Source organism: Serratia sp. Ser99, from assembly GCF_024519545.1.
GTDB lineage: Bacteria > Pseudomonadota > Gammaproteobacteria > Enterobacterales > Enterobacteriaceae > Serratia > Serratia liquefaciens.
Genome location: NZ_JALJRT010000013.1, coordinates 49,460 through 71,504 on the forward strand (window position 1 = coordinate 49,460; position 22,045 = coordinate 71,504).

15 protein-coding genes are annotated in these 22,045 nt (G+C 55.6%); 4 read left to right on the forward strand and 11 right to left on the reverse strand.

Translation table 11 applies throughout. The features are described from left to right. Positions 1-88: 88 nt before the first annotated feature. Complete coding sequence (gene cueO / locus NR114_RS21455) at positions 89-1,735, reverse strand: multicopper oxidase CueO (protein WP_234529037.1); 1,647 nt, start codon at positions 1,733-1,735, stop codon at positions 89-91. Between the two features lie 173 nt (positions 1,736-1,908). On the opposite strand from cueO, the gene NR114_RS21460 reads away from it, so the two are divergent. From NR114_RS21460 to speD, 3 genes are all read left to right on the forward strand, one after another. Further along, positions 1,909-2,256, forward strand: a complete 348-nt coding sequence (locus tag NR114_RS21460; RefSeq protein ID WP_041415681.1) for a YacC family pilotin-like protein — start codon at positions 1,909-1,911, stop codon at positions 2,254-2,256. 109 nt (positions 2,257-2,365) lie between these two features. Next, a complete protein-coding gene (gene speE / locus NR114_RS21465) occupies positions 2,366-3,229 on the forward strand; it encodes a polyamine aminopropyltransferase (protein WP_041415683.1) in 864 nt (287 codons plus the stop codon). 27 nt (positions 3,230-3,256) lie between these two features. After that, positions 3,257-4,051: an adenosylmethionine decarboxylase gene (speD, locus tag NR114_RS21470; protein WP_020828578.1), complete on the forward strand. Its 795-nt coding sequence runs from the start codon at positions 3,257-3,259 to the stop codon at positions 4,049-4,051. A gap of 34 nt (positions 4,052-4,085) precedes the next feature. On the opposite strand, the gene yacL is transcribed toward speD, so the two are convergent. The 7 genes from yacL to pdhR form a co-directional block, all read right to left on the reverse strand. Beyond that, positions 4,086-4,448 carry a protein YacL gene (yacL, locus tag NR114_RS21475; RefSeq protein WP_020828579.1) on the reverse strand — a complete coding sequence of 121 codons (363 nt, stop codon included), beginning with the start codon at positions 4,446-4,448 and terminating at the stop codon, positions 4,086-4,088. Positions 4,449-4,587: 139 nt separating this feature from the next. Next, positions 4,588-7,185 carry a bifunctional aconitate hydratase 2/2-methylisocitrate dehydratase gene (acnB, locus tag NR114_RS21480; RefSeq protein WP_046372654.1) on the reverse strand — a complete coding sequence of 866 codons (2,598 nt, stop codon included), beginning with the start codon at positions 7,183-7,185 and terminating at the stop codon, positions 4,588-4,590. A gap of 566 nt (positions 7,186-7,751) precedes the next feature. Then, positions 7,752-7,895, reverse strand: coding sequence for a hypothetical protein (locus NR114_RS21485; protein WP_234529038.1), 144 nt, complete (start codon positions 7,893-7,895; stop codon positions 7,752-7,754). A 205-nt stretch (positions 7,896-8,100) separates the two neighbouring features. Next, entirely contained in the window at positions 8,101-9,525 is a 1,425-nt protein-coding gene (gene lpdA, locus NR114_RS21490; RefSeq protein WP_234529039.1) for a dihydrolipoyl dehydrogenase, read from the reverse strand. A gap of 233 nt (positions 9,526-9,758) precedes the next feature. Beyond that, positions 9,759-11,639: a pyruvate dehydrogenase complex dihydrolipoyllysine-residue acetyltransferase gene (gene aceF / locus NR114_RS21495; protein WP_048760043.1), complete on the reverse strand. Its 1,881-nt coding sequence runs from the start codon at positions 11,637-11,639 to the stop codon at positions 9,759-9,761. A gap of 14 nt (positions 11,640-11,653) precedes the next feature. Then, positions 11,654-14,317, reverse strand: a complete 2,664-nt coding sequence (aceE, locus tag NR114_RS21500; RefSeq protein ID WP_020828584.1) for a pyruvate dehydrogenase (acetyl-transferring), homodimeric type — start codon at positions 14,315-14,317, stop codon at positions 11,654-11,656. 165 nt (positions 14,318-14,482) lie between these two features. Beyond that, the gene (gene pdhR / locus NR114_RS21505) at positions 14,483-15,247 is read right to left on the reverse strand and encodes a pyruvate dehydrogenase complex transcriptional repressor PdhR (RefSeq protein WP_020828585.1); all 765 of its coding nucleotides are present in this window, start codon (positions 15,245-15,247) and stop codon (positions 14,483-14,485) included. A 633-nt stretch (positions 15,248-15,880) separates the two neighbouring features. Between pdhR and NR114_RS21510 the strand changes: the two genes are divergently transcribed. Beyond that, on the forward strand, positions 15,881-17,260 hold the full coding sequence (locus NR114_RS21510) for an amino acid permease (RefSeq protein ID WP_046372651.1): 1,380 nt from the start codon (positions 15,881-15,883) through the stop codon (positions 17,258-17,260). 65 nt (positions 17,261-17,325) lie between these two features. Here NR114_RS21510 and NR114_RS21515 read toward each other — a convergent pair whose 3' ends face one another. Genes NR114_RS21515 through NR114_RS21525 form a run of 3 tightly spaced genes read right to left on the reverse strand, consistent with a single transcriptional unit; the run spans position 17,326 to position 21,901 of the window. Next, positions 17,326-18,564 carry a cytochrome c gene (locus NR114_RS21515; protein ID WP_234529040.1) on the reverse strand — a complete coding sequence of 413 codons (1,239 nt, stop codon included), beginning with the start codon at positions 18,562-18,564 and terminating at the stop codon, positions 17,326-17,328. Further along, complete coding sequence (locus tag NR114_RS21520) at positions 18,561-19,115, reverse strand: (2Fe-2S)-binding protein (protein ID WP_116691759.1); 555 nt, start codon at positions 19,113-19,115, stop codon at positions 18,561-18,563. Before NR114_RS21520 ends, NR114_RS21515 begins: the two co-directional genes overlap by 4 nt. Continuing rightward, the gene (locus NR114_RS21525; RefSeq protein ID WP_046372648.1) at positions 19,112-21,901 is read right to left on the reverse strand and encodes a xanthine dehydrogenase family protein molybdopterin-binding subunit; all 2,790 of its coding nucleotides are present in this window, start codon (positions 21,899-21,901) and stop codon (positions 19,112-19,114) included. Before NR114_RS21525 ends, NR114_RS21520 begins: the two co-directional genes overlap by 4 nt. Between the last annotated feature and the right edge of the window lie 144 nt (positions 21,902-22,045).

Genomic DNA, 22,045 nt, shown 5'->3' on the forward strand with positions numbered 1-22,045 from the left:
CAGTTGCCGGAAGAAGGGCGCAGAGTTTAGCATAGCCTGAAGCCGGTGGCGACGCGAGTGCGCCGCCACTTGAAAGACAACAAGGAGATCAGTCAGCTACCGTAAAGCCCATCATCATGCCGGTATCTTCGTGTTCCAGCAGATGACAGTGAGCCATATAGGCGTGATCGCTATTGGCCAGGTGATCGAAGCGCACCAACACTTCACTACGCCAACCCTCTACGCGCACCGTATCTTTCCAGCCGCTGCGATGGGCCGCCGGCGGTTTACCGTTTTCCGACAGGATGCGGAATTGGGTGCCGTGAATATGGAACGGGTGCAGCATCATGTCGCCTTCGCCGGAAAGGGTCCACTTTTCGTACTTGCCGCGTTTGGCTTCAAACATCGGCTTGGTCATGTCGAAGGCCTTACCGTTGATCATATTGCCATGGCTGAAATCGAACGGCTTCGCGCCGTGATCCATGCCTTTCATATTGCCGTGGTCCATGCCCTTCATACTGCCGTGATCCATACCCTTCATGCTGCCGTGATCCATCCCATGCATACCGGACATATCACCGCTGTCGCCTTTGCCCATGCCACCGTGATCCATACTCATGCCGGCCATGGACTGATGGCCATAGCGATCCATCAGCGCCTGCATACCCAGCTTATCCAACTGCGGGTTCATCATCAGCTGCAGCCAACGCTCCTGAATGCCGGTCACCGCAGGCAGCGCTGGCAGTTTCACCAGGCTGTCCGGCATCGTCTTGATGCCCTGCGCCAGCGAAGGCTGGATATGCAATACCGGCAGCGGCTGGTCGAACGGTGCCAGCGTCATGCCCATCTGTTTGACCGGCAGCGTGACGATATCGAAAGCTTTGCCGTCAGAGGCATCCACCAGCACTTCGAAACGTTCGCCCATCAGCATCGGCAATTCGGTTAATTTGACCGGCTCGGCCAAAAAACCGCCGTCGCTGGCAATCACATAGAGTGGACGGTTATCGCTGGCGGCCAGATTCAGCGAGCGTGCATTACAGCCATTGAGGAAACGCAGACGCAGCCAGCCGCGAGGGGCCACGTGGCGGGGATACTGAGCACCGTTGGTGAACATACGGTCGCCGAACCAACCAACGGCAGCACTCATCACGTCCAGTTGGTATTCAATCTGCGCGTCCTTGCCCAGCCGCTTGTCCTGCAGGATCACCGGAATATCATCCTGCCCCCAGGTTTTCGGCAGCGGCAGCTTACTGCTTTCGTCATCTTCGAGCAGCACCAGCCCGGCCAAGCCCTTCATCACCTGCTGACCGGTCTTGCCGTGGGTGTGCGGATGGAACCAGCAGGTAGCTGCAGGCTGCTCGATAGTGAACTGCACCCTGCGCGTTGCGCCTGGCTGAATCAGCGCCTGCGGTCCACCGTCTACGTCACCGGGGATTTCCAGACCGTGCCAGTGAACGGTACTGGCTTCCGGCAACGCATTGCGGATATCCACCGTGACCGATTTGCCACGCTGTAGGCGCACCGCCGGCCCCAGCAACGCGCCATTAAAGCCCCAGGTTTGGGTCGCCTTGCCCGGCAGCCAGTTCACCTCACCGGTTTGCAGCGCCAGAGCAATGTTCCCTTGTGCGTCCGGCATCAGCAGTGGCGGGATCGGTAACGCCGGCAATTCAGCCGCCCACGCGCCCCGGCTCCACAACGGTAAAGCGCTTGCCGCGCCCAGCGCAGCGGTCAGTTTGATAAAATCACGGCGTAACATCGCTGACTCCCTTTTCTCAGTGATCTAACTCATCTAATCGTCAGCCTAAACCCTCCCCTTAGCGGAAGGTCAAGCCTTTGCTGCCGGTTATGCTACCTGTGAGTAATAAAATTTGGTGCCTTTACAGGCAAGTGTGATAACGTCTGTAGACAACAAACAGGTCTATTTTCATGATGAAAAAAACAAGTTTACTGGTGCTGTTGCTCACCATGCTGGGGTTCTCCAACGCCAGTCTGGCGCTGAATGAGTCCGAAGCGGAAGATCTGGCCGATCTGACGGCGGTGTTTATTTATTTGAAAAACGATTGCGGCTACAACGACTTGCCCAATGCGCAAATCAAACGCGCCATCGTTTATTTCGCGCAGCAAAACCGTTGGGATCTGACCAACTATAATAGTTTTAATATGAAGGCTCTGGGTGAAGACAGCTATCGCGATCTCAGTGGTATCGCCATTCCTACCCCGAACAAATGCAAATCTCTGGCACGCGACTCGCTAAGCCTGCTGGCCTACGCTAACTAATCCCCCGCCTTCCGCTATCTCTGTTTGAAATTCAGCCGTGCATCACCAGGCAGAGTTAGCTATGATGTTGCGCCAATTTTTCATGGCTGTTATTACGGAGTTCCCGCACATGACCCAGAAAGAAATTTGGTATGAAACACTGCATGCCAACTTCGGCCAGTACTTCTCGGTAGAGAACGTGCTGTATCGTGAGAAGACCGAGCATCAGGATTTGGTGATTTTTGAAAACCCGGTTCTGGGGCGCGTTATGGCGCTCGACGGCGTGGTGCAAACCACCGAGCGCGATGAGTTCATCTATCACGAGATGATGACCCACATACCGCTGCTGGCTCACGGCCAGGCGAAGAAAATCCTGATCATCGGCGGTGGCGACGGCGCTATGCTGCGCGAAGTCAGCCGTCATCAGGGCGTTGAACAAATCACCATGGTCGAGATCGACGCCGGCGTGGTGGAATTCTGCCGCCAATACCTGCCTAATCACAATGCCGGTGCTTACGACGATCCACGCTTTAAGCTGGTGATCGACGACGGCGTCAACTTTGTTAATCAGACCGATGAGAAATTCGATGTGATTATCTCCGACTGCACCGATCCTATCGGCCCCGGCGAAAGCCTGTTCACCTCGGCATTCTACGAAGGCTGCGCACGCTGCCTGAACGAGGGCGGCATTTTTGTTGCGCAGAACGGCGTGTGCTTCCTGCAGCAAGACGAAGCGGTCAATAGCCACACCAAGCTGAGCCAATACTTCAAGGACGTCAGTTTCTACCAGGCGGCGATCCCGACCTATTACGGCGGCATTATGACCTTCGCCTGGGCCAGCCAAAACCCGGCACTGCGTCAGCTCGACTTGCCAACGCTGCAACATCGCTTTCATCAAAGCGGCTTAAACTGTCGTTATTATAACCCGGCAATTCACGCGGGCAGCTTTGCACTGCCGCAGTATTTGCTCGACGCACTGAACGTTTCACGTTAAGCGAGAAGATAAAGGAGGTGAACCAAATTGCATAAGCTAAAACTGCACGGCTTCAACAACCTGACCAAAAGCCTGAGTTTTTGTATTTACGATATTTGTTACGCCAAAACCGCGGACGACCGCGCTGGCTATATCGCCTACATTGACGAACAATACAACGCCAACCGCCTGACCGAGATCCTCAGCGAGACCTGCTCGATCATTGGCGCCAATATTCTCAACATCGCACGTCAGGACTACGAGCCTCAGGGCGCCAGCGTCACCATTCTGGTCAGCGAAGAGCCGGTCGACCCGGACGATGTCGATACTTCAGAACACCCGGGCCCACTGTCAAAGACGGTAGTCGCACATCTGGACAAGAGCCACATCTGCGTTCATACCTATCCGGAGAGCCATCCGGAAGGCGGTCTTTGCACCTTCCGCGCCGATATCGAAGTGTCCACCTGCGGCGTGATTTCACCGCTTAAAGCGTTGAATTATCTGATCCACCAGTTGGAATCTGACATCGTCACCATGGATTACCGCGTGCGTGGTTTTACCCGCGACGTAAACGGCTTGAAGCATTACATCGATCATGAGATCAACTCGATCCAGAACTTTATGTCTGATGATATGAAGGCGCTGTACCACATGATGGACGTGAATGTTTATCAGGAAAACATCTTCCATACCAAGATGTTGCTGAAGGATTTCGATCTGAAGCACTACCTGTTTAACGCAAAACCAGACGCGCTGAGCGAAGCCGAGCGTAAAGAGATTACCGATCTGTTGTGGAAAGAGATGCAGGAAATCTATTACGGCCGCAATATTCCGCATCTGTAATCTGTATCGGGCGCGGCACGCCGCGCCCTTACGTTCAGTATTTCAGCATAAAAGAACGGTAGGCCTTCAATACCTGCAAAAAGTCTTCGACGCCGCAGAATGAGAGGCTTTCTTCGTCATAGTAATTCATCCCCTCCTCCATCTCGTCGCCCTCGAACTCCAGCAGGTTAGCGCGGATCATCACTTCCTCTCCGTCCATCAGCAACGTGTATTCATGGCCTTCCAGCTGCCATTGACGCTCGCTGCCCTTCACTTGCGCCGCCCCGGCTTCGATGCGATCGAGCAGGTTGAAGTCGCCTTTGAGTTCTTCGTTGATCCAGTGGCCAATCGCCTCATGCCCCATCGAAAATCTGACCACCACCTGACCGGTAACGTCACGCAGAAATTCGTAATCCATAGCACGCCCTCCTGAGCCCTTTCTCTTAGTGTAAACATTAATTCATGACTAACTCAGTGAGCGCTCGCAAAGTTGGCAACTGAGAAAAATAAAACGGGAGGCCAAGGCCTCCCGTTAAACAGTTGCGCAATATAGCGACTTAAACAGCGGTTTGGAAGATCACGCCGTCGGCTTTTTCCGTGTACTGACCCAGTTGGTCAAAGTTCAGATAACGGTAGGTATCCGCCGCTGACTTATCGACCTGTGCCATGTACGTCTGGTACTCGTCCGGCGTTGGCAGACGACCCAGCAGCGAAGCCACCGCCGCCAGTTCTGCAGAAGCCAGATACACGTTGGCACCGGTCCCCAGACGGTTCGGGAAGTTACGGGTCGAGGTGGAAACCACCGTCGCACCGTCGGCCACGCGCGCCTGGTTACCCATGCACAGTGAACAACCTGGGATCTCGATACGTGCACCGCTCTTGCCGAATACGCTGTAGTAGCCTTCTTCGGTCAACTGAGCCGCATCCATCTTGGTTGGCGGAGCCACCCACAGACGGGTCGGCAACTGGCCTTTGTGCTGATCCAGCAGCTTGCCGGCCGCGCGGAAGTGGCCGATGTTGGTCATGCAGGAACCGATAAACACTTCATCGATCTTGCTGTTGGCCACGTCGGACAGCAGACGCGCGTCATCCGGATCGTTTGGTGCACACAGGATTGGCTGAGTGATCTCTGCCAGATCGATGTCGATCACCGCAGCGTATTCTGCATCCGCATCGCCTTCCAGCAGTTGCGGATCCGCCAGCCATTTTTGCATGCCCTGAATACGACGCTCCAGGGTACGACGATCGCCGTAGCCTTCGGAGATCATCCACTTGAGCAGCACGATGTTAGAGTTCAGATACTCTTCAATCGGTGCCTTATCCAGCTTGATGGTACAGCCGGCAGCGGAACGTTCGGCCGAAGCGTCAGTCAGTTCGAATGCCTGCTCGACTTTCAGATCCGGCAAGCCTTCGATCTCCAGAATGCGGCCGGAGAAGATGTTCTTCTTGCCCTTCTTCTCTACGGTCAGCAGGCCCTGCTGGATGGCGTAGTAAGGGATTGCGTGTACCAGGTCACGCAGAGTAATGCCAGGCTGCATCTTGCCTTTGAAGCGCACCAGGACAGACTCTGGCATATCCAGCGGCATCACGCCGGTAGCGGCGGCAAAGGCAACCAGGCCGGAACCCGCCGGGAAGGAGATACCGATTGGGAAACGGGTGTGGGAGTCACCGCCGGTGCCTACGGTATCCGGCAGAAGCATACGGTTCAGCCAGGAGTGAATAACGCCATCACCCGGACGCAGCGACACGCCGCCACGGTTCATGATGAAGTCCGGCAGCGTGTGGTGGGTCGTCACGTCAACCGGTTTCGGGTACGCAGCGGTGTGACAGAACGACTGCATCACCAGATCGGCGGAGAAGCCCAAACAAGCCAGATCTTTCAGCTCGTCACGGGTCATCGGGCCGGTAGTGTCCTGTGAACCGACAGAGGTCATCTTGGGTTCGCAGTATTCGCCCGGGCGCACGCCGGCAACGCCACAGGCGCGGCCAACCATTTTCTGCGCCAGGGAGAAGCCTTTGCTGCTGACAGCCACTTCTTTGGCAATGCGGAACACGTCGCTGTGCGGCAGGCCCAGCGCTTCACGCGCTTTGGTGGTCAGACCGCGACCGATGATCAGCGGAATACGGCCACCGGCACGCACTTCGTCGAGCAGTACGTCGGTTTTCAGTTCGAAGTTGGCAATCAGCTCACCGGTTTCGTGGTTGCGCACTTCACCCTTGTACGGGTAAATGTCGATCACGTCGCCCATGTTCAGGTCATTGACGTCCACTTCAATCGGCAATGCACCGGCATCTTCCATAGTGTTGAAGAAGATAGGCGCGATTTTACCGCCCAGCACTACACCGCCACCGCGCTTGTTAGGCACGTAAGGGATATCGTCGCCCATAAACCACAGCACCGAGTTGGTGGCGGATTTACGAGAAGAACCGGTGCCGACAACGTCACCGACGTAAGCCAGCGGGAAACCTTTCTTGTTCAGCAGTTCGATTTGCTTGATAGGCCCAACGCTGCCCGGCTGATCCGGCACTATGCCTTCACGTTCGTTTTTCAGCATCGCCAGAGCGTGCAGTGGGATATCCGGGCGTGACCAGGCATCCGGAGCCGGCGACAGGTCATCGGTGTTGGTTTCACCGGTGACTTTGAATACGGTAACGGTGATTTTTTCCGCCAGTTGCGGACGAGACAGATACCACTCGGCATCGGCCCAGGACTGCATAATCTGCTTGGCGTGCGGGTTACCCGCCTTGGCTTTTTCTTCCACGTCGTAGAAGTTGTCGAACATCAGCAGCGTATGGGACAGCGCTTTGGCGGCAATCGCAGCCAATTTTTCGTTATCCAGCGCGTCGATCAGCGGATGAATGTTATAGCCACCTTGCATGGTGCCTAACAGCTCTACGGCTTTCTCGGGGGTAATCAGGGGGGAGGTCGCTTCGCCTTTGGCGATGGCTGCCAGGAAACCGGCTTTTACATAGGCGGCTTCGTCGACGCCCGGTGGCACACGGTTAATCAGCAGGTCTAACAGGAATTCTTCTTCGCCTTTTGGCGGATTCTTTAATGATTCAACCAGCGCTGCCATTTGGGTGGCGTCTAACGGCTTAGGGACGATGCCCTCTGCAGCACGCTCGGCTACGTGCTTACGGTATTCTTCTAGCACGACATTCTCCTCGCTCTCATTGTCATTTATTGTGCCTGGCGTTCTCTATTCAAACCGGGTTTAGCGCACGGTGTTGATGCCATTGATCCTGACGGGGCACTGCTGTCGATGTCCTGGACTGTAAGTACAGTGCCCGGTTCCGCTCAGCCAGCATATCAGGATTTGAATTGGTTGTTAATTCGTTCACATAAAAGCAACATTAAATCTTTGCTGAATCGTTGAGCGCAGTGTAATCGGCTGCGACACAGGCCCGACGGGGCTACAGAGAGGTTCCGTTCCCAACATACATCAGCCTGACGAGCACAACACAATAACCATTCTCTTACAATGGTTATTGGTCGCAAATAGTAAAATTTGAGAGCGGAAGGCACAAAAAAACCGCCATTAAGGCGGTTCTGTTGTTCCGTTCGGTGTTAGCAGGCACCTCACGGATTTCTTACATCGTTAAGAACGATACAAGCGCCACAAAGCAGGGACATTGTGCGCAACGATGATTAAAAAATCAACAAAAAGAATGTCTGAAAATTCATTTCAACGTAATATTTAGCCGGGTCTGTTCTGCCGGTTTAGCAGTCGGTCATCGGGCTTGAGAACAGTGCTGCAACAACTGCGATACAGGCGCCACAAAGCGCTTGTTCCGCCGGGATTTTTCCGGTGAGGTCGCGGTGGTCGTGGTTCCACAAGGATCGCGCAATGAAAGGGAGTTCCATGTTTATCCTGCTCATTGTACTGGGATCGGCGTTTGGCGTGAGCAAAGGCGGTTGGTCGGTTAACGGCAACAGCCTCACGTTGAACGTGATATTCCAGAACAAGTAAGCTACTGGCCGCTCATCGAGCGGCCTTTTACCTGGATGCCGCGCATAAAAAAACGGCCCCTTTTCAGGAGCCGCTTATTCACCTTTCAAACCAGCAGAATTACTTCTTCTTGGCTTTCGGGTTAGGCAGATCGGTGATGCTGCCTTCAAAGATCTCTGCCGCCAAGCCTACGGATTCGTGCAGGGTTGGGTGAGCATGGATAGTCAGCGCGATGTCTTCTGCGTCGCAACCCATCTCGATAGCCAGACCGATTTCACCCAACAGCTCGCCACCGTTGGTGCCGACAATCGCGCCACCGATGATACGGTGAGTTTCTTTGTCGAAAATCAGTTTGGTCATGCCGTCTGCGCAGTCGGAAGCGATAGCACGGCCAGAAGCTGCCCACGGGAAGGTGGAAGTTTCGTAGCTGATGCCTTTTTCTTTCGCTTCTTTCTCGGTCAGACCCACCCAGGCAACTTCCGGCTCGGTGTAAGCGATCGATGGGATCACTTTCGGGTCGAAGTAGTGCTTCATGCCGGCAATAACTTCAGCGGCAACGTGGCCTTCATGCACGCCTTTGTGCGCCAGCATCGGTTGACCGACGATGTCGCCGATAGCGAAGATGTGCGGCACGTTGGTACGCAGCTGTTTGTCGACGTTGATGAAGCCACGCTCGTCAACTTCCACACCGGCTTTACCCGCTTCCAGCAGCTTACCGTTCGGCACGCGGCCGATAGCCACCAGCACCGCGTCATAACGCTGTGGTTCTGCAGGCGCTTTTTTGCCTTCCATAGTGACATAGATGCCGTCTTCTTTGGCTTCTACCGCGGTCACTTTGGTTTCCAGCATCAGGTTGAACTGCTTGCTGATGCGCTTGGTGAAGACTTTCACCACGTCTTTGTCAGCCGCCGGGATCACCTGGTCAAACATTTCGACAACGTCGATCTGTGAACCCAGCGCATGGTATACGGTGCCCATTTCCAGGCCGATGATACCGCCGCCCATAACCAGCAGACGCTCTGGGACAGTTTTCAGCTCCAGTGCATCGGTAGAGTCCCACACGCGTGGATCTTCATGAGGAATGAATGGCAGTTGGATCGGACGAGAACCTGCAGCGATGATGGCATTGTCGAAGTTGATGATGGTTGGACCATTTTCGCCTTCAACAACCAGGGTGTTAGCGCCGGTGAACTTGCCCAGGCCGTTAACCACTTTCACTTTACGGCCTTTAGCCATGCCAGCCAGACCGCCGGTCAGCTGATTGATGACTTTTTCTTTCCAGACGCGCACTTTGTCGATGTCAGTTTTCGGCTCGCCGAAAACGATGCCGTGCTCGGCCAGCGCCTTGGCTTCTTCGATCACTTTGGCTACGTGCAGCAGTGCTTTGGAAGGGATACATCCCACGTTCAGGCAAACACCGCCCAGCGTGGAATAACGTTCAACCAGAACGGTTTCAAGACCTAAGTCAGCGCAACGAAAGGCAGCAGAGTAACCTGCCGGGCCCGCCCCAAGTACCACGACCTGAGTTTTAATTTCAGTACTCATCATGACCTCTTAATTGATTGTCCGGCGGGTCAGACGTCATTTTTATTGCTAATCGATCTCATAACGCCCTTCATCCACCGGGACGCTTACACCGCGAGCAGTTTACAGAATTGTTAATAATCTGCAAAGCGTGTTCGAGTGACCCGTGTCTCAACAATTTTGTCGAGTCGTGCAAAAACCGACAAAACTGCTACAGAAGCGATAAGGGCGCAGCATGCTGCGCCCTTTTTTCATTACATCACCATACGGCGGATATCAGCCAGCATGTTGTTGATGATGGTAATAAAGCGCGCACCATCTGCACCATCGATAACACGGTGGTCGAAGGAGAGCGACATTGGCATCATCAGGCGCGGCACGAACTCTTTACCGTTCCAGACTGGCTCCATAGCAGACTTGGAGACACCCAGAATAGCCACTTCCGGCGCGTTCACTATCGGCGCGAAGTGAGTTGTCCCGATACCGCCCAGGCTGGAGATGGTGAAACAGCCACCCTGCATTTCGCCGGCGGTCAGTTTACCGTCACGCGCTTTTTTGGAGATAGCCATCAGCTCACGGGACAGTTCGGTGATGCTCTTCTTGTTCACATCTTTGAATACCGGAACCACCAGGCCGTTTGGCGTATCAACCGCAACACCGACGTTGATGTACTTTTTCAGCGTCAGCTTCTGACCATCTTCGGACAGAGAGCTATTGAAACGCGGCATCTGCTCCAGAGCGGCAGCAACGGCTTTCATGATGAACACCACCGGGGTGAACTTCACATCCAGCTTACGCTTGGCCGCTTCTTCGTTCTGTTGCTTGCGGAAAGCTTCCAGATCGGTGATGTCGGTTTTGTCGAAGTGAGTCACGTGCGGGATCATCACCCAGTTACGGCTCAGGTTGGCACCCGAGATTTTCTGGATGCGGCCCAGTTCAACTTCTTCGATCTCACCGAACTTGCTGAAGTCCACTTTCGGCCATGGCAGCATGCCTGGCAGACCGCCACCGACAGCAGCAGCTGGCGCCGCTTCTGCACGTTTGACCGCGTCTTTCACGTAAGTCTGAACGTCTTCGCGCAGGATGCGGCCTTTACGACCGGTGCCTTTCACTTTCGCCAGGTTTACACCGAACTCACGCGCCAGGCGGCGGATGACCGGGGTGGCATGCACATAAGCGTCGTTCTCGGCGAACTCACCTTTGGCAGCTGGAGCAGCCTGTTTGGCTGGTGCCGCGCTGGCAGCCGGTGCCGGCGCTGCTTCTGCTTTTTGAGCAGGAGCAGCCGCTGGTGCAGCGCCTTCAACTTCGAACACCATGATCAGGGAGCCGGTTTTCACTTTGTCGCCGGCGCTGATTTTGATTTCTTTCACGGTACCTGCGAACGGTGCCGGCACTTCCATAGAAGCCTTGTCACCTTCAACGGTGATCAGTGACTGCTCAGCGGCAACTTTGTCGCCCACTTTCACCATCACTTCTGTCACTTCTACTTCATCGCCACCGATATCCGGTACGGCAACGTCTTTAGCCGCAGAGGCAGCCGGTGCCGCTGGAGCAGCAGGCGTTTCTGCCGCAGCCGGAGCGGCAGCAGAAGCTGCGCCAGCCACTTCGAATACCATGATCAGAGAACCGGTGGTGACTTTGTCGCCAGTGCCGATTTTGATCTCTTTCACGGTGCCTGCGAACGGTGCAGGGACTTCCATGGAAGCCTTGTCACCTTCAACGGTGATCAGGGACTGCTCGGCTTCCACCTTGTCGCCCACTTTCACCAGGATCTCGGTCACTTCTACTTCGTCGGCACCGATGTCCGGTACGGCAACGTCTTTGGCAGCCGCGGCAGCCGGAGCAGCTGGTGCTGCAGCCGGTTTTTCTTCAGCCTTGGCAGCAGGTGCGGCCTGAGCCGCCCCTTCCGCTTCAAAGATCATCAGCAGTTTGCCGGTTTCGGTTTTATCACCGACGGCAACTTTGATCTCTTTAACCACACCCGCCTGCGGGGAAGGGACTTCCATGGAAGCTTTGTCACCTTCAACGGTGATCAGCGATTGTTCAGCTTCAACTTTATCGCCCACTTTCACCAGAATCTCGGTGATTTCCACTTCGTCTGCACCGATGTCCGGTACTTTGATTTCGATAGACATTTCTTCTGTACCTCTTATGCCAGACGCGGGTTAACTTTTTCTGGGTTGATGTCGAATTTCTTAATCGCATCAGCTACCACAGAAGCTTCGATTTCACCGCGTTTAGCCAGTTCACCCAGTGCAGCAACCACAACGTAAGAAGCGTCAACTTCAAAGTGGTGGCGCAGGTTTTCGCGGCTGTCTGAACGACCGAAGCCGTCAGTACCCAGTACGCGATAGTCGCTGGCTGGAACGTAAGTACGAACCTGTTCTGCAAACAGCTTCATGTAGTCGGTAGACGCAACCGCCGGCGCATCGTTCATCACCTGAGCAATGTACGGTACACGTGGAGTTTCGGTTGGGTGCAGCATGTTCCAACGCTCGCAGTCCTGGCCATCACGCGCCAGTTCGGTGAAGGAAGTCACGCTGTAGATGTCAGAACCCACGCCGTAATCGTCTGCCAGGATCTTCGCCGCTTCACGTACGTGACGCAGGATAGAACCTGAACCCAGCAACTGAACCTTGCCTTTGCTGCCTGCCAGAGTGTCCAGCTTGTAGATACCTTTGCGGATACCTTCTTCTGCGCCCTGCGGCATGGCCGGCATGTGGTAGTTTTCGTTCAGCGTGGTGATGTAGTAGTAGACGTTTTCTTGCGCGTCGCCGTACATGCGGACCAGACCGTCATGCATGATCACTGCCACTTCGTATGCATAAGCTGGATCGTAAGAGATACAGTTAGGGATAGTCAGAGACTGAATGTGGCTGTGGCCGTCTTCGTGCTGCAGACCTTCACCGTTCAGGGTGGTACGGCCTGAAGTACCGCCGATCAGGAAGCCGCGCGCCTGTTGGTCGCCTGCTGCCCAGCACAGGTCACCGATACGCTGGAAACCGAACATCGAGTAGTAGATGTAGAACGGAATCATCGGCAGATCGTTGGTGCTGTAGGAAGTCGCTGCGGCCAGCCATGAAGATGCTGCGCCCAGTTCGTTGATGCCTTCCTGCAGGATCTGACCTTTTTCGTCTTCTTTGTAGTAAGCAACCTGCTCACGGTCCTGCGGGGTATATTGCTGACCGTTCGGGCTGTAGATACCGATCTGACGGAACAGACCTTCCATACCGAAGGTACGCGCTTCGTCAGCGATGATTGGAACCAGACGATCTTTGATCGACTTGTTCTTCAGCATCACGTTCAGGGCACGCACGAAGGCGATGGTGGTGGAGATTTCTTTGTTCTGCTCTTCCAGCAGTGAGCTGAAGTCTTCCAGAGCCGGCATTTCCAGCTTCTGGGTGAAGGCTGGCAGACGGGTCGGTACATAACCTTTCAGCGCCTGACGGCGTTCGTGCAGGTATTTGTACTCTTCAGAGTCTTTCTCGAAGGTGATGTACGGCAGTTTTTCGATGTCGGCATCGGCAACTGGCACATTGAAACGATCGCGGAAGTGGTGAACCCCTTCCATGTTCATTTTCTTCACCTGGTGAGCGATGTTTTTACCTTCCGCGGTTTCACCCATGCCGTAACCTTTAATGGTATGGGCCAGGATAACGGTTGGTTTGCCTTGGGTGTCCTGCGCTTTTTTCAGTGCAGCGAAGACTTTCTTCGGATCGTGACCACCGCGGTTCAGCGCCCAGATTTCGTCGTCGGTCATGTCTTTGACCAGGGCGGCGGTTTCCGGGAAGCGACCGAAGAAATGCTCACGTACGTAAGCGCCGTCTTTGGATTTGAAGGTCTGGTAGTCGCCGTCCAGGGTTTCGTTCATCAGCTGGATCAGCTTGCCGCTGGTGTCTTTACGCAGCAGTTCGTCCCAACGACCGCCCCAAATCACTTTCAGTACCTGCCAGCCTGCGCCGGAGAAGATACCTTCCAGTTCATTGATGATCTTGCCGTTACCGGTGACTGGGCCGTCCAGACGTTGCAGGTTACAGTTGATGACGAACACCAGGTTGTCCAGTTTCTCACGGGTGGCGATAGTGATCGCACCTTTGGATTCCGGCTCATCCATCTCACCGTCGCCCAGGAAGGCGTAAACGGTTTGAGCAGAGGTGTTCTTCAGGCCACGGTGTTCCAGATATTTCAGGAACTTCGCCTGGTAGATGGCGCTGATTGGGCCCAGGCCCATGGAAACGGTCGGGAACTGCCAGAATTCAGGCATCAGTTTAGGATGCGGGTAAGAAGACAGGCCTTTACCGTGAACTTCCTGACGGAAGTTGTTCATTTGGTCTTCGGTCAAGCGGCCTTCAAGGAAGGCACGTGCGTAAACGCCCGGAGAGATGTGGCCCTGGAAGTAAACCAGATCGCCGCCGTCTTGCTCGTTGCGTGCACGGAAGAAGTGGTTGAAGCAGACTTCATAGAAGGTCGCGGAAGATTGGAAGGAAGCCATGTGGCCGCCCAGGTCCAGATCTTTCTTGGAAGCGCGCAGCACGGTCATTACCGCGTTCCAGCGGATAGCGCTGCGGATACGACGCTCAAGATCCAGGTTACCAGGGTAAGCAGGTTCGTCTTCCACCGCGATGGTGTTGACGTAGTTGTGAGCCGCAGCACCGGCTGCAACGCTAACACCGCCTTTACGGGCTTCACCCAATACCTGATCAATCAGAAACTGAGCTCGCTCAACACCCTCTTCACGGATGACCGATTCGATCGCCTGCAGCCAGTCGCGGGTTTCGATCGGATCCACGTCATTGTTTAAACGTTCTGACATGGTGGTATTCCTTATCTGTCTAATGGTTTGTTTTGGAGCCTGTCTTCCTGTGTTCTGAGGCAAAACACACGAAGACAGGCCCATCAGTTTAGTTGCCGCTTAAATGCTTAACTAAGCACTTCGAACGAAAGCTCCGCAGGCTGGTGTGCCCTGAAGAGAACGCTCTTAATCCTTGCGTTGCTGGAGACGCCGTAGCGATCTCTCGCGCCGAGTATGCTCCCGGCTGAGATCCAGCAAGATTTCCTCGATAAACGCCAAATGGCGGTGCGAGGCTTCACGGGCCTTTTCCGGCTCGCGTGCCACAATCGCCTCAAAAATTCCGGCGCGGTGGCTGCTCACCTTTGCCAACATCTCACGGCGCGAGTAGAGCAATTCAAAGTTCTGACGTACGTTCTGTTCCAGCATCGGCCCCATGCAGCGTAGCAGGTGAAGTAACACAACGTTGTGGGCAGCTTCGGTCACGGCGATTTGGTACTGCATGACCGCGTCGGCTTCGGCGTCGAGATCGCCGCTTTCCTGGGCCTGCTGGATCACAATGTGGCAATCGCGGATGCGCGCCAGATCTTCGTCGGTGCCACGCAACGCCGCGTAATAGGCAGCAATGCCTTCGAGGGCATGACGGGTTTCCAACAGATCGAATTGTGATTCAGGGTGGTCGGCCAACAGTTCAGCCAGAGGATCGCTGAAGCTCTGCCACAGATTAGTTTGCACAAAGGTACCACCGCCCTGACGGCGCAGGAGCAGCCCTTTGGCTTCCAGGCGCTGGATGGCCTCTCTCAGAGAAGGACGGGAAACATCAAATTGTTTCGCCAGCTCGCGCTCCGGTGGCAGTTTTTCGCCTGGACGCAGTGTTCCCTCGAGGATCAGGTGTTCGAGCTGCTGCTCGATAACATCTGACAACTTGGGTTGGCGGATTTTGCTGTAGGCCATGGGTGAATTCTTCTCTGCGAATGGCGCGGAGTCAATTGGTAATACCAATTTCAAAAACGTGACGGTAAAGTAACAAAGTATTCACCTCCTGTCCATATGGGCCTTGATCGAAATCAGGTTACCCGCACATTTTAACACCTCAATACCAGAGCTGCTGCAAACCGCTAACGCACGCTTGGTAATACCATTTACGAGGTAGGTTTTTGATTTAACTTTTGCGAAACCTGCCGTCAGGCAGACTGAAGCATCAAAGGCAGGATTTTATTGCATGTTTATTAAGCTTTAACGAATAGCTATTTGCAGCGCATAAGGTGCGCTCAACCGGTCAATATTTCGCCGAACCAAAGCGACCAGCGCTAAATTATTTTTGCGCATTATGTGATTTGCTGCTTATTTCATGCACTGAATCCCCCCTGCCGTCACACAACCCGCATTTTGTTTCCTAAACTGCTGAAATCTTAATCACTCACCCTATAAAGCAGGTGCAAACTGACGCGCATAACATTATTCTTTGCCAAACGGTAGCGGCTCCGTGGAATTAATAGATATAACGCCGTAAATAAAATAAAACACACATCGTAACCACTGCTTTACAGCATGTGAGTAATTCTGCAACGACAGAGGGTTTCATTGATGGATGGTCAACAGCATGGCGACCAGCTGAAGCGCGGCCTGAAAAACCGCCATATTCAGCTTATTGCTCTAGGGGGCGCTATTGGTACCGGGCTATTTCTCGGGATCGCGCAAACAATAAAAATGGCCGGTCCTTCGGTCATTCTCGGCTATGCCATTGGCGGCTTTATCGCATTTCTGATCATGCGCCAGCTGGGTGAAATGGTAGTGGAAGAGCCGGTCGCCGGTTCGTTTAGCCACTTCGCCTATAAATACTGGGGCAATTTTGCCGGCTTTGCTTCCGGCTGGAACTACTGGGTACTGTATGTATTGGTGGCGATGGCGGAACTGACCGCGGTCGGTATCTATGTGCAGTACTGGTGGCCGGAGATCCCAACCTGGGTATCGGCGGCGGTGTTCTTCCTGGCCATCAACGCCATCAACCTGGCGAATGTTAAGGTCTACGGCGAGATGGAATTCTGGTTTGCCATCATCAAAGTCGTGGCGATTATCGGCATGATCGTGTTCGGTGCCTACCTGCTGTTCAGCGGCTTGGGCGGCCCGGAAGCCACCGTAACCAACCTGTGGGCACAGGGCGGGTTCTTCCCGAACGGCATCATGGGGCTGGTGATGGCAATGGCGGTGATCATGTTCTCGTTTGGTGGGCTCGAGCTGGTGGGTATTACCGCCGCGGAGGCCGACAACCCGCAGAAAAGCATTCCCAAGGCCACCAACCAAGTGATCTACCGCATCCTGCTGTTCTATATCGGCTCACTGACCATTTTGCTGTCGCTGTACCCTTGGGGCAAAGTGGTGGAAGGCGGCAGCCCGTTCGTGCTGATCTTCCACGCGCTGAACAGCAACCTGGTAGCAACCGTGCTGAACATCGTGGTGTTGACCGCCGCCCTGTCGGTGTACAACAGCTGCGTTTACTGCAACAGCCGCATGCTGTACGGCCTGGCGAAGCAAGGCAACGGTCCGAAGAGCCTGCTGAAGGTGGACGGCCGCGGCGTACCGGTTATCGCTATCGCCGTCTCCGCCACGGCCACCGCGTTCTGCGTGCTGATTAACTACCTGATCCCCGGTCGCGCATTCGAATTGCTGATGGCGCTGGTGGTCTCGGCGCTGGTGATCAACTGGGCGATGATCAGCCTGGCGCACCTGAAGTTCCGCGCAGCCAAGAACCGCGAAGGCGTAGAGCCGAAGTTCAAGGCCTTCTGGTATCCGTTCAGCAACTACCTGTGCCTGGTGTTTATGGCCGGCATCCTGGTGATCATGTACCTGACGCCGGGCATTCAAATCTCGGTGTTGCTGATCCCGGTTTGGGTGGCAATTTTGGCCATTGGCTATATCGTCAAGCAACGTAGCCAGCGTGCAATGAGCGCAACCAGCCGCAGCTAGTTCACGCCAAAAACAAAATGGCCCGCAGTGTAAAACTGCGGGCCATTTTTTTAGCCTGACTTAGGCTACTTCTTGCGCAGGGCCTTCACCTGCTCGGCGGTGATATCCGCCGGCAAGCCCCCCCAGGTTACGCGCAGATAGTTCACCAGCTCCGCCACTTGCGCATCGTCCAGACGTTCGCCAAAGGCCGGCATGCTCTGCATACTTTCGCCGTTGGGGAATTGCTGCGCCGGTAAACCGTCCAGCACCGAGACAATCAGATTCTTGGCATCCGGTTGGCGCAGCGTGGCGTTATCGCGCATCGCCACCGCTACGTGCGGTTTGCCCTCACCTTCCCGTGCATGGCAGCCGGAGCACTGATCCAGATAGCTGATACGCCCGGCATCGCTGCCCTGGCCGATTTTAACCGGCACTGCGGCCGGCGGCTGTTCACCCATCAGATAGGTCGCCAGTGCTTGATGGTCTTCCGTCGTCAGATGACGGGTGCTGAGATCCACCACCATGTGCATCTCACTGAACGCAGATCCCTGAGGTGCCATCCCGGTTGCCAGGAAACGGTTGAGGTCATCCGGCGTCCAGCCGCGCTGGGCCAATCCGTGCGGCGTGATGTCCGGCGCCATAAAGCGCCCCAAATCGCCCCCCTGCATCGGCTTGCCAAGATTCATCTGCCCCAGCATGCCGCGTGGCGTATGGCATTCCCCGCAGTGACCCAGCGTATCCGCCAGGTAACGGCCGCGTTGCCACTGCGCCGAATTGCCTTGTGAACTGGCTGGCAACGGCGCCTGGCTGCGGAACAGCAGGTTCCAACCGATCAGCGCCATGCGTTGATTAAACGGGAACGGCATGTCGTTTTCAGGAATAGCGACGTCCACCGCCGGTCGGGTCATCAGATAGGCGTAGATGTCATCGGCATCCTGGCGTGAAATACCTTTATACGAAGTATAAGGCATCGCCGGGTACAGATGACGCCCGCCCGGTGCCACACCCTGAGTCAGCGCCAGGAAGAAATCGTCTTTGGTCCAGCGGCCAATGCCATGATCGGCCGAAGGCGTCAGGTTACTGCCATAGATAGTGCCGAACGGCGTCTCCAGCGGATAGCCCCCGGCCAAGGGCGCGCCGCCGCTGGCGGTATGGCAGGCGGCACAGTCGGCGGCCTGCGCCAGATAGCGACCGCGGGCAACCTGTTCCGTGCTGGCGGTTACCTGCTGCACCGGGCCATCGTAACGGCGGTTTTCACGCCACCACAGCACGGCGATGACGATGATGACCACCAGCAGGATCAACAGTGCGAGACGTTTTTTCATTGCGCCGTCTCCTTCAGCAGGCCCGGGGTTTTGAGCACCACGTCACGAACCGCTTCATAGTAACGAACATAGCCGGTACAGCGGCAGATATGGCTGTCCAGCGCCTGTTCAATGGCGCTTTCCAGTTGCTCACGGGCAATGGGTTCACGCTTGAGTTTTTCCACAAAAATGGTGGCGGCGTTGACAAAGCCCGGCGTGCAGTAGCCGCACTGGAAGCTGTAATGCTCCAGAAACGCCTGCTGGATAGGTGACAACTCCACCACTTCGCCCTGCGCATCCACCTTGGCATGCCCCTCTACGGTGCGGACTTTTTTGCCGCTAAAGAAGTGCGCGCCGGTGATACAGGTACGCACCTCTTCGCTGGTACCGCTTGGGTGATCGACAATTGCTACGCAGGCGTGGCAGATACCCTGCCCGCAGCCAAGACGCGAGCCGGTCAGGTCGAGATACTCGTGCAGGAAATCGATCATCATCAGCCCTTCAGGTACGTCGATCGGGCCGTATTGCTTATCGTTGATGGTCAGGGAAATCGGCTGGGTTTTGATGCTCATTGTAATACCTCACGAATATTTTCTGCACGAACGGGCAAATCACGGAAACGGTGGCCAGTGGCGTCGGCGATGGCGTTGACCAGGGCAGCGACCACCGGGATCATCACCACTTCGGCCATGCCTTTGGGCGGATCGGTTTCCGACAACGCGGGCAGGATGTCATCGGTCTGTTTCCAGACCGCCACATCGCTGGCGCGTGGCAGGTGGTAACGGTTAAAGTTCCAGGTACCGTTACCGGGCCCGTCTTCGTACAGCGGTAAATATTCGTGCAGTGCATGACCAATTCCCATCGCCAACCCGCCCTGCAACTGGCCGGAAACCAGTTCCGGCACAATCAGGTTGCCGCACTCCATGATTGAATGGTGATTCAGCAGTTCTACCTGGCCGGTGGCGATATCCACCGCCACTTCCGCAAGGGTTCCGACGGCACTGTAATAGGTCACCGCCGCGTTATTGCGTTGAGTCGGGGGATAATAGACCTGATTACGTGGCAGCGTTTTGAACTCGCCACCGGCGTTGCGCACAGCCAGGCCATCAATCGGCAGGCGTTCGCTATTGCCGCTCAGGGTAAAGTCCGCTTCCGCCCACTGCCAGCGGTTGAAAACGTGCACCGCTGCGCCTGCGATCCCGCCCATCTGGTAAAGTTGTTTTGCCAGCCGCTCCAGGCTCAACACCTCCATACCGGCAGCGGTCAATCCCCCCTCCACCCAACGCGCATCCTCTCGGCGTACCACTAAAGGTGCCGCCTGGCCGCCACCGGGGCCGGATTGCCAAATGGCCATCGCTGCCGGCCACAGGCCATGATCGAATATCAGCCGCGCCGCTTCGCGCGTACTGTGCGAGAAGTAATACGCCGAGTTGCTGGCGCTGGAAGGTGAGCAGTAGCTTGGCGTCCAGGCCGGATTGGTTTGCAACCGATCCTGATCGGCCTGCGACATAACGTAAGGATCGCCACTGGTGACCATCGGCAGCACTGACCAGTCGGTCACCGAGAAGTGAGCCTCGTCTGCCGGTTTGCCCAGCCACTGTGCGCACAACACCGATTGTGAGGTCGACATGCCGGTGCCCATCTCGGCACCGCTGTGATACAGCATAATGCGCCCGTCTTCTCCCAGTTCGACGCGGGCGAATGAAGTCTCGGCACCGGTACCGAAGTCTTTTTGCACGCAGCCAAAGCCTACGCCATAGCGTTTGCCCGGATGCTGGCTTTCAAACTCCGCCTTGCGCTTGGCGCGTTGCAGCCACATCTCATGCTTCGCCGCCTTCTCCAGCACTTCATCGGCGCGAATAGCCCCGGCAGGAATGGCACCCTGCGTATTTTTCATGCCGGATTTCAATACGTTGCGCAAACGGAATTCAATCGGGTCAATCTTCAGTTCGGCAGCCAGCTCATCGACCATCATCTCGGTGGCGGCCATGCTTTGCAGCGTGCCGTAACCCCGTGCCGACCCTGCGTCGATGGCGCGCGAAGCCAGCCCCACCGCAGACAAATCGCTTTTCGGGAAGTAATAAATCGACTGCGCCGCGGTCGCCGCCACCATCACCACCGAAGGCGTAAAGTTGCTGCGGCCACCGCCGTCTGCCGTCATCTCACCATGGAATGACTGCAGCACGCCGGTTTGGCGGTTTACCGCAATGCGGTAATTCATGTCGAAGGCATGGCGTTTCAGCGCAGTCTGGAACTGTTCGAAACGGTCGTTGGCCAGCCGAACCGGGTGCCCGTCGCCGTACATCGCCGCCACCGCGCCGTAATACGGGAAGTTAAAGTGATCTTTCGAGCCGTAACCGACGGTGTAGCATGGGTGCAGAATCAGCTGTTTAACTGGCGGATTGCGTTTTGCCAGCATGCGCGGCATTTCATCGGCCACTTCCTGCGGCGACTGAGTCGGCACCACCAGATGCAACGTTTGCGTCTCGGCATCGAACCAGCCGTTGGCGTTGTCCGGCTCCAGCGCGGAGGTGTCGACGGACTGCGTGGTATAGCGGCGTGACATCACCAGCCACTCATCCGGCGGCGTTTTCAACTCATCGGCAATCATGCCGGCGTAATACATGCCTTCCTGATCCAGCTTGCCGCCTTCGCGTCCTTCCGGCCAGACCGGCAGGTGTTTCTTCATCGAAACCGGGAAAATCGGGGTATCTTTCAGGCTGGAAAAACGGTCGTCATCGAACGGCTTGTCTCCTCCCACCCGCACATAGCGGAAAGTGCCCCAAGGGTCGCGCTGCAGCGGACCGGTTTGCGCCCCGTATTTAATCGTGCCTTCGCGGAATTTCAGCTTGTCTTTGGCAAAGCGGAAACGGGCAAAATCGTGATAAATCAGGATTGCCACCGCCTGGCCCAGGTAAGCCGGGGTTTTGCCAATCGGCAGCAGCATGTCGTCGCCGTAAAATGCCGGGAAGGCCAAACCGTCGCGCGCCAAATCCTCGGCGGTTACCAGCCGATCGGGCTGCAGGTCGTCGCCCAGCAATGAGAGATCGATACCTTCGAACAGCTTGTCTGCTTGAGTGACGCGCAAAATAAAGGCGTGCGCCTGCTGCTGTGGCCAGTGCGGCATATCCACCGCGCGAATATCACGGGCAAAGACCTTCTGCCCCATGACCTTGGCACGGCCATCGATACGAAAGCGTATACGTTTCTCGTGGGCATCCCAGTTCGGGGACTGGAGGATCTTCTGCTCAAACAGCGCGGCATAGGCACGGCTGTACAGGGGCGCGAGGTACACGGAGACCCCCGCTATCACGGCGCTTTTGATAAAGCGACGCCGCGACGGGTTGAAATTGCTCATAAAAAGTCCTTTGCATCTTTATTGTAGTTTTGTGTTCAGCGGTGGTGTTGCGCAAACGCTGACGACCTTGCCGTAGACGTCATAAGCATATGCTTATAACCAAAATTATGTGATGATTAACATGCGATTTTCAATAAAAACACA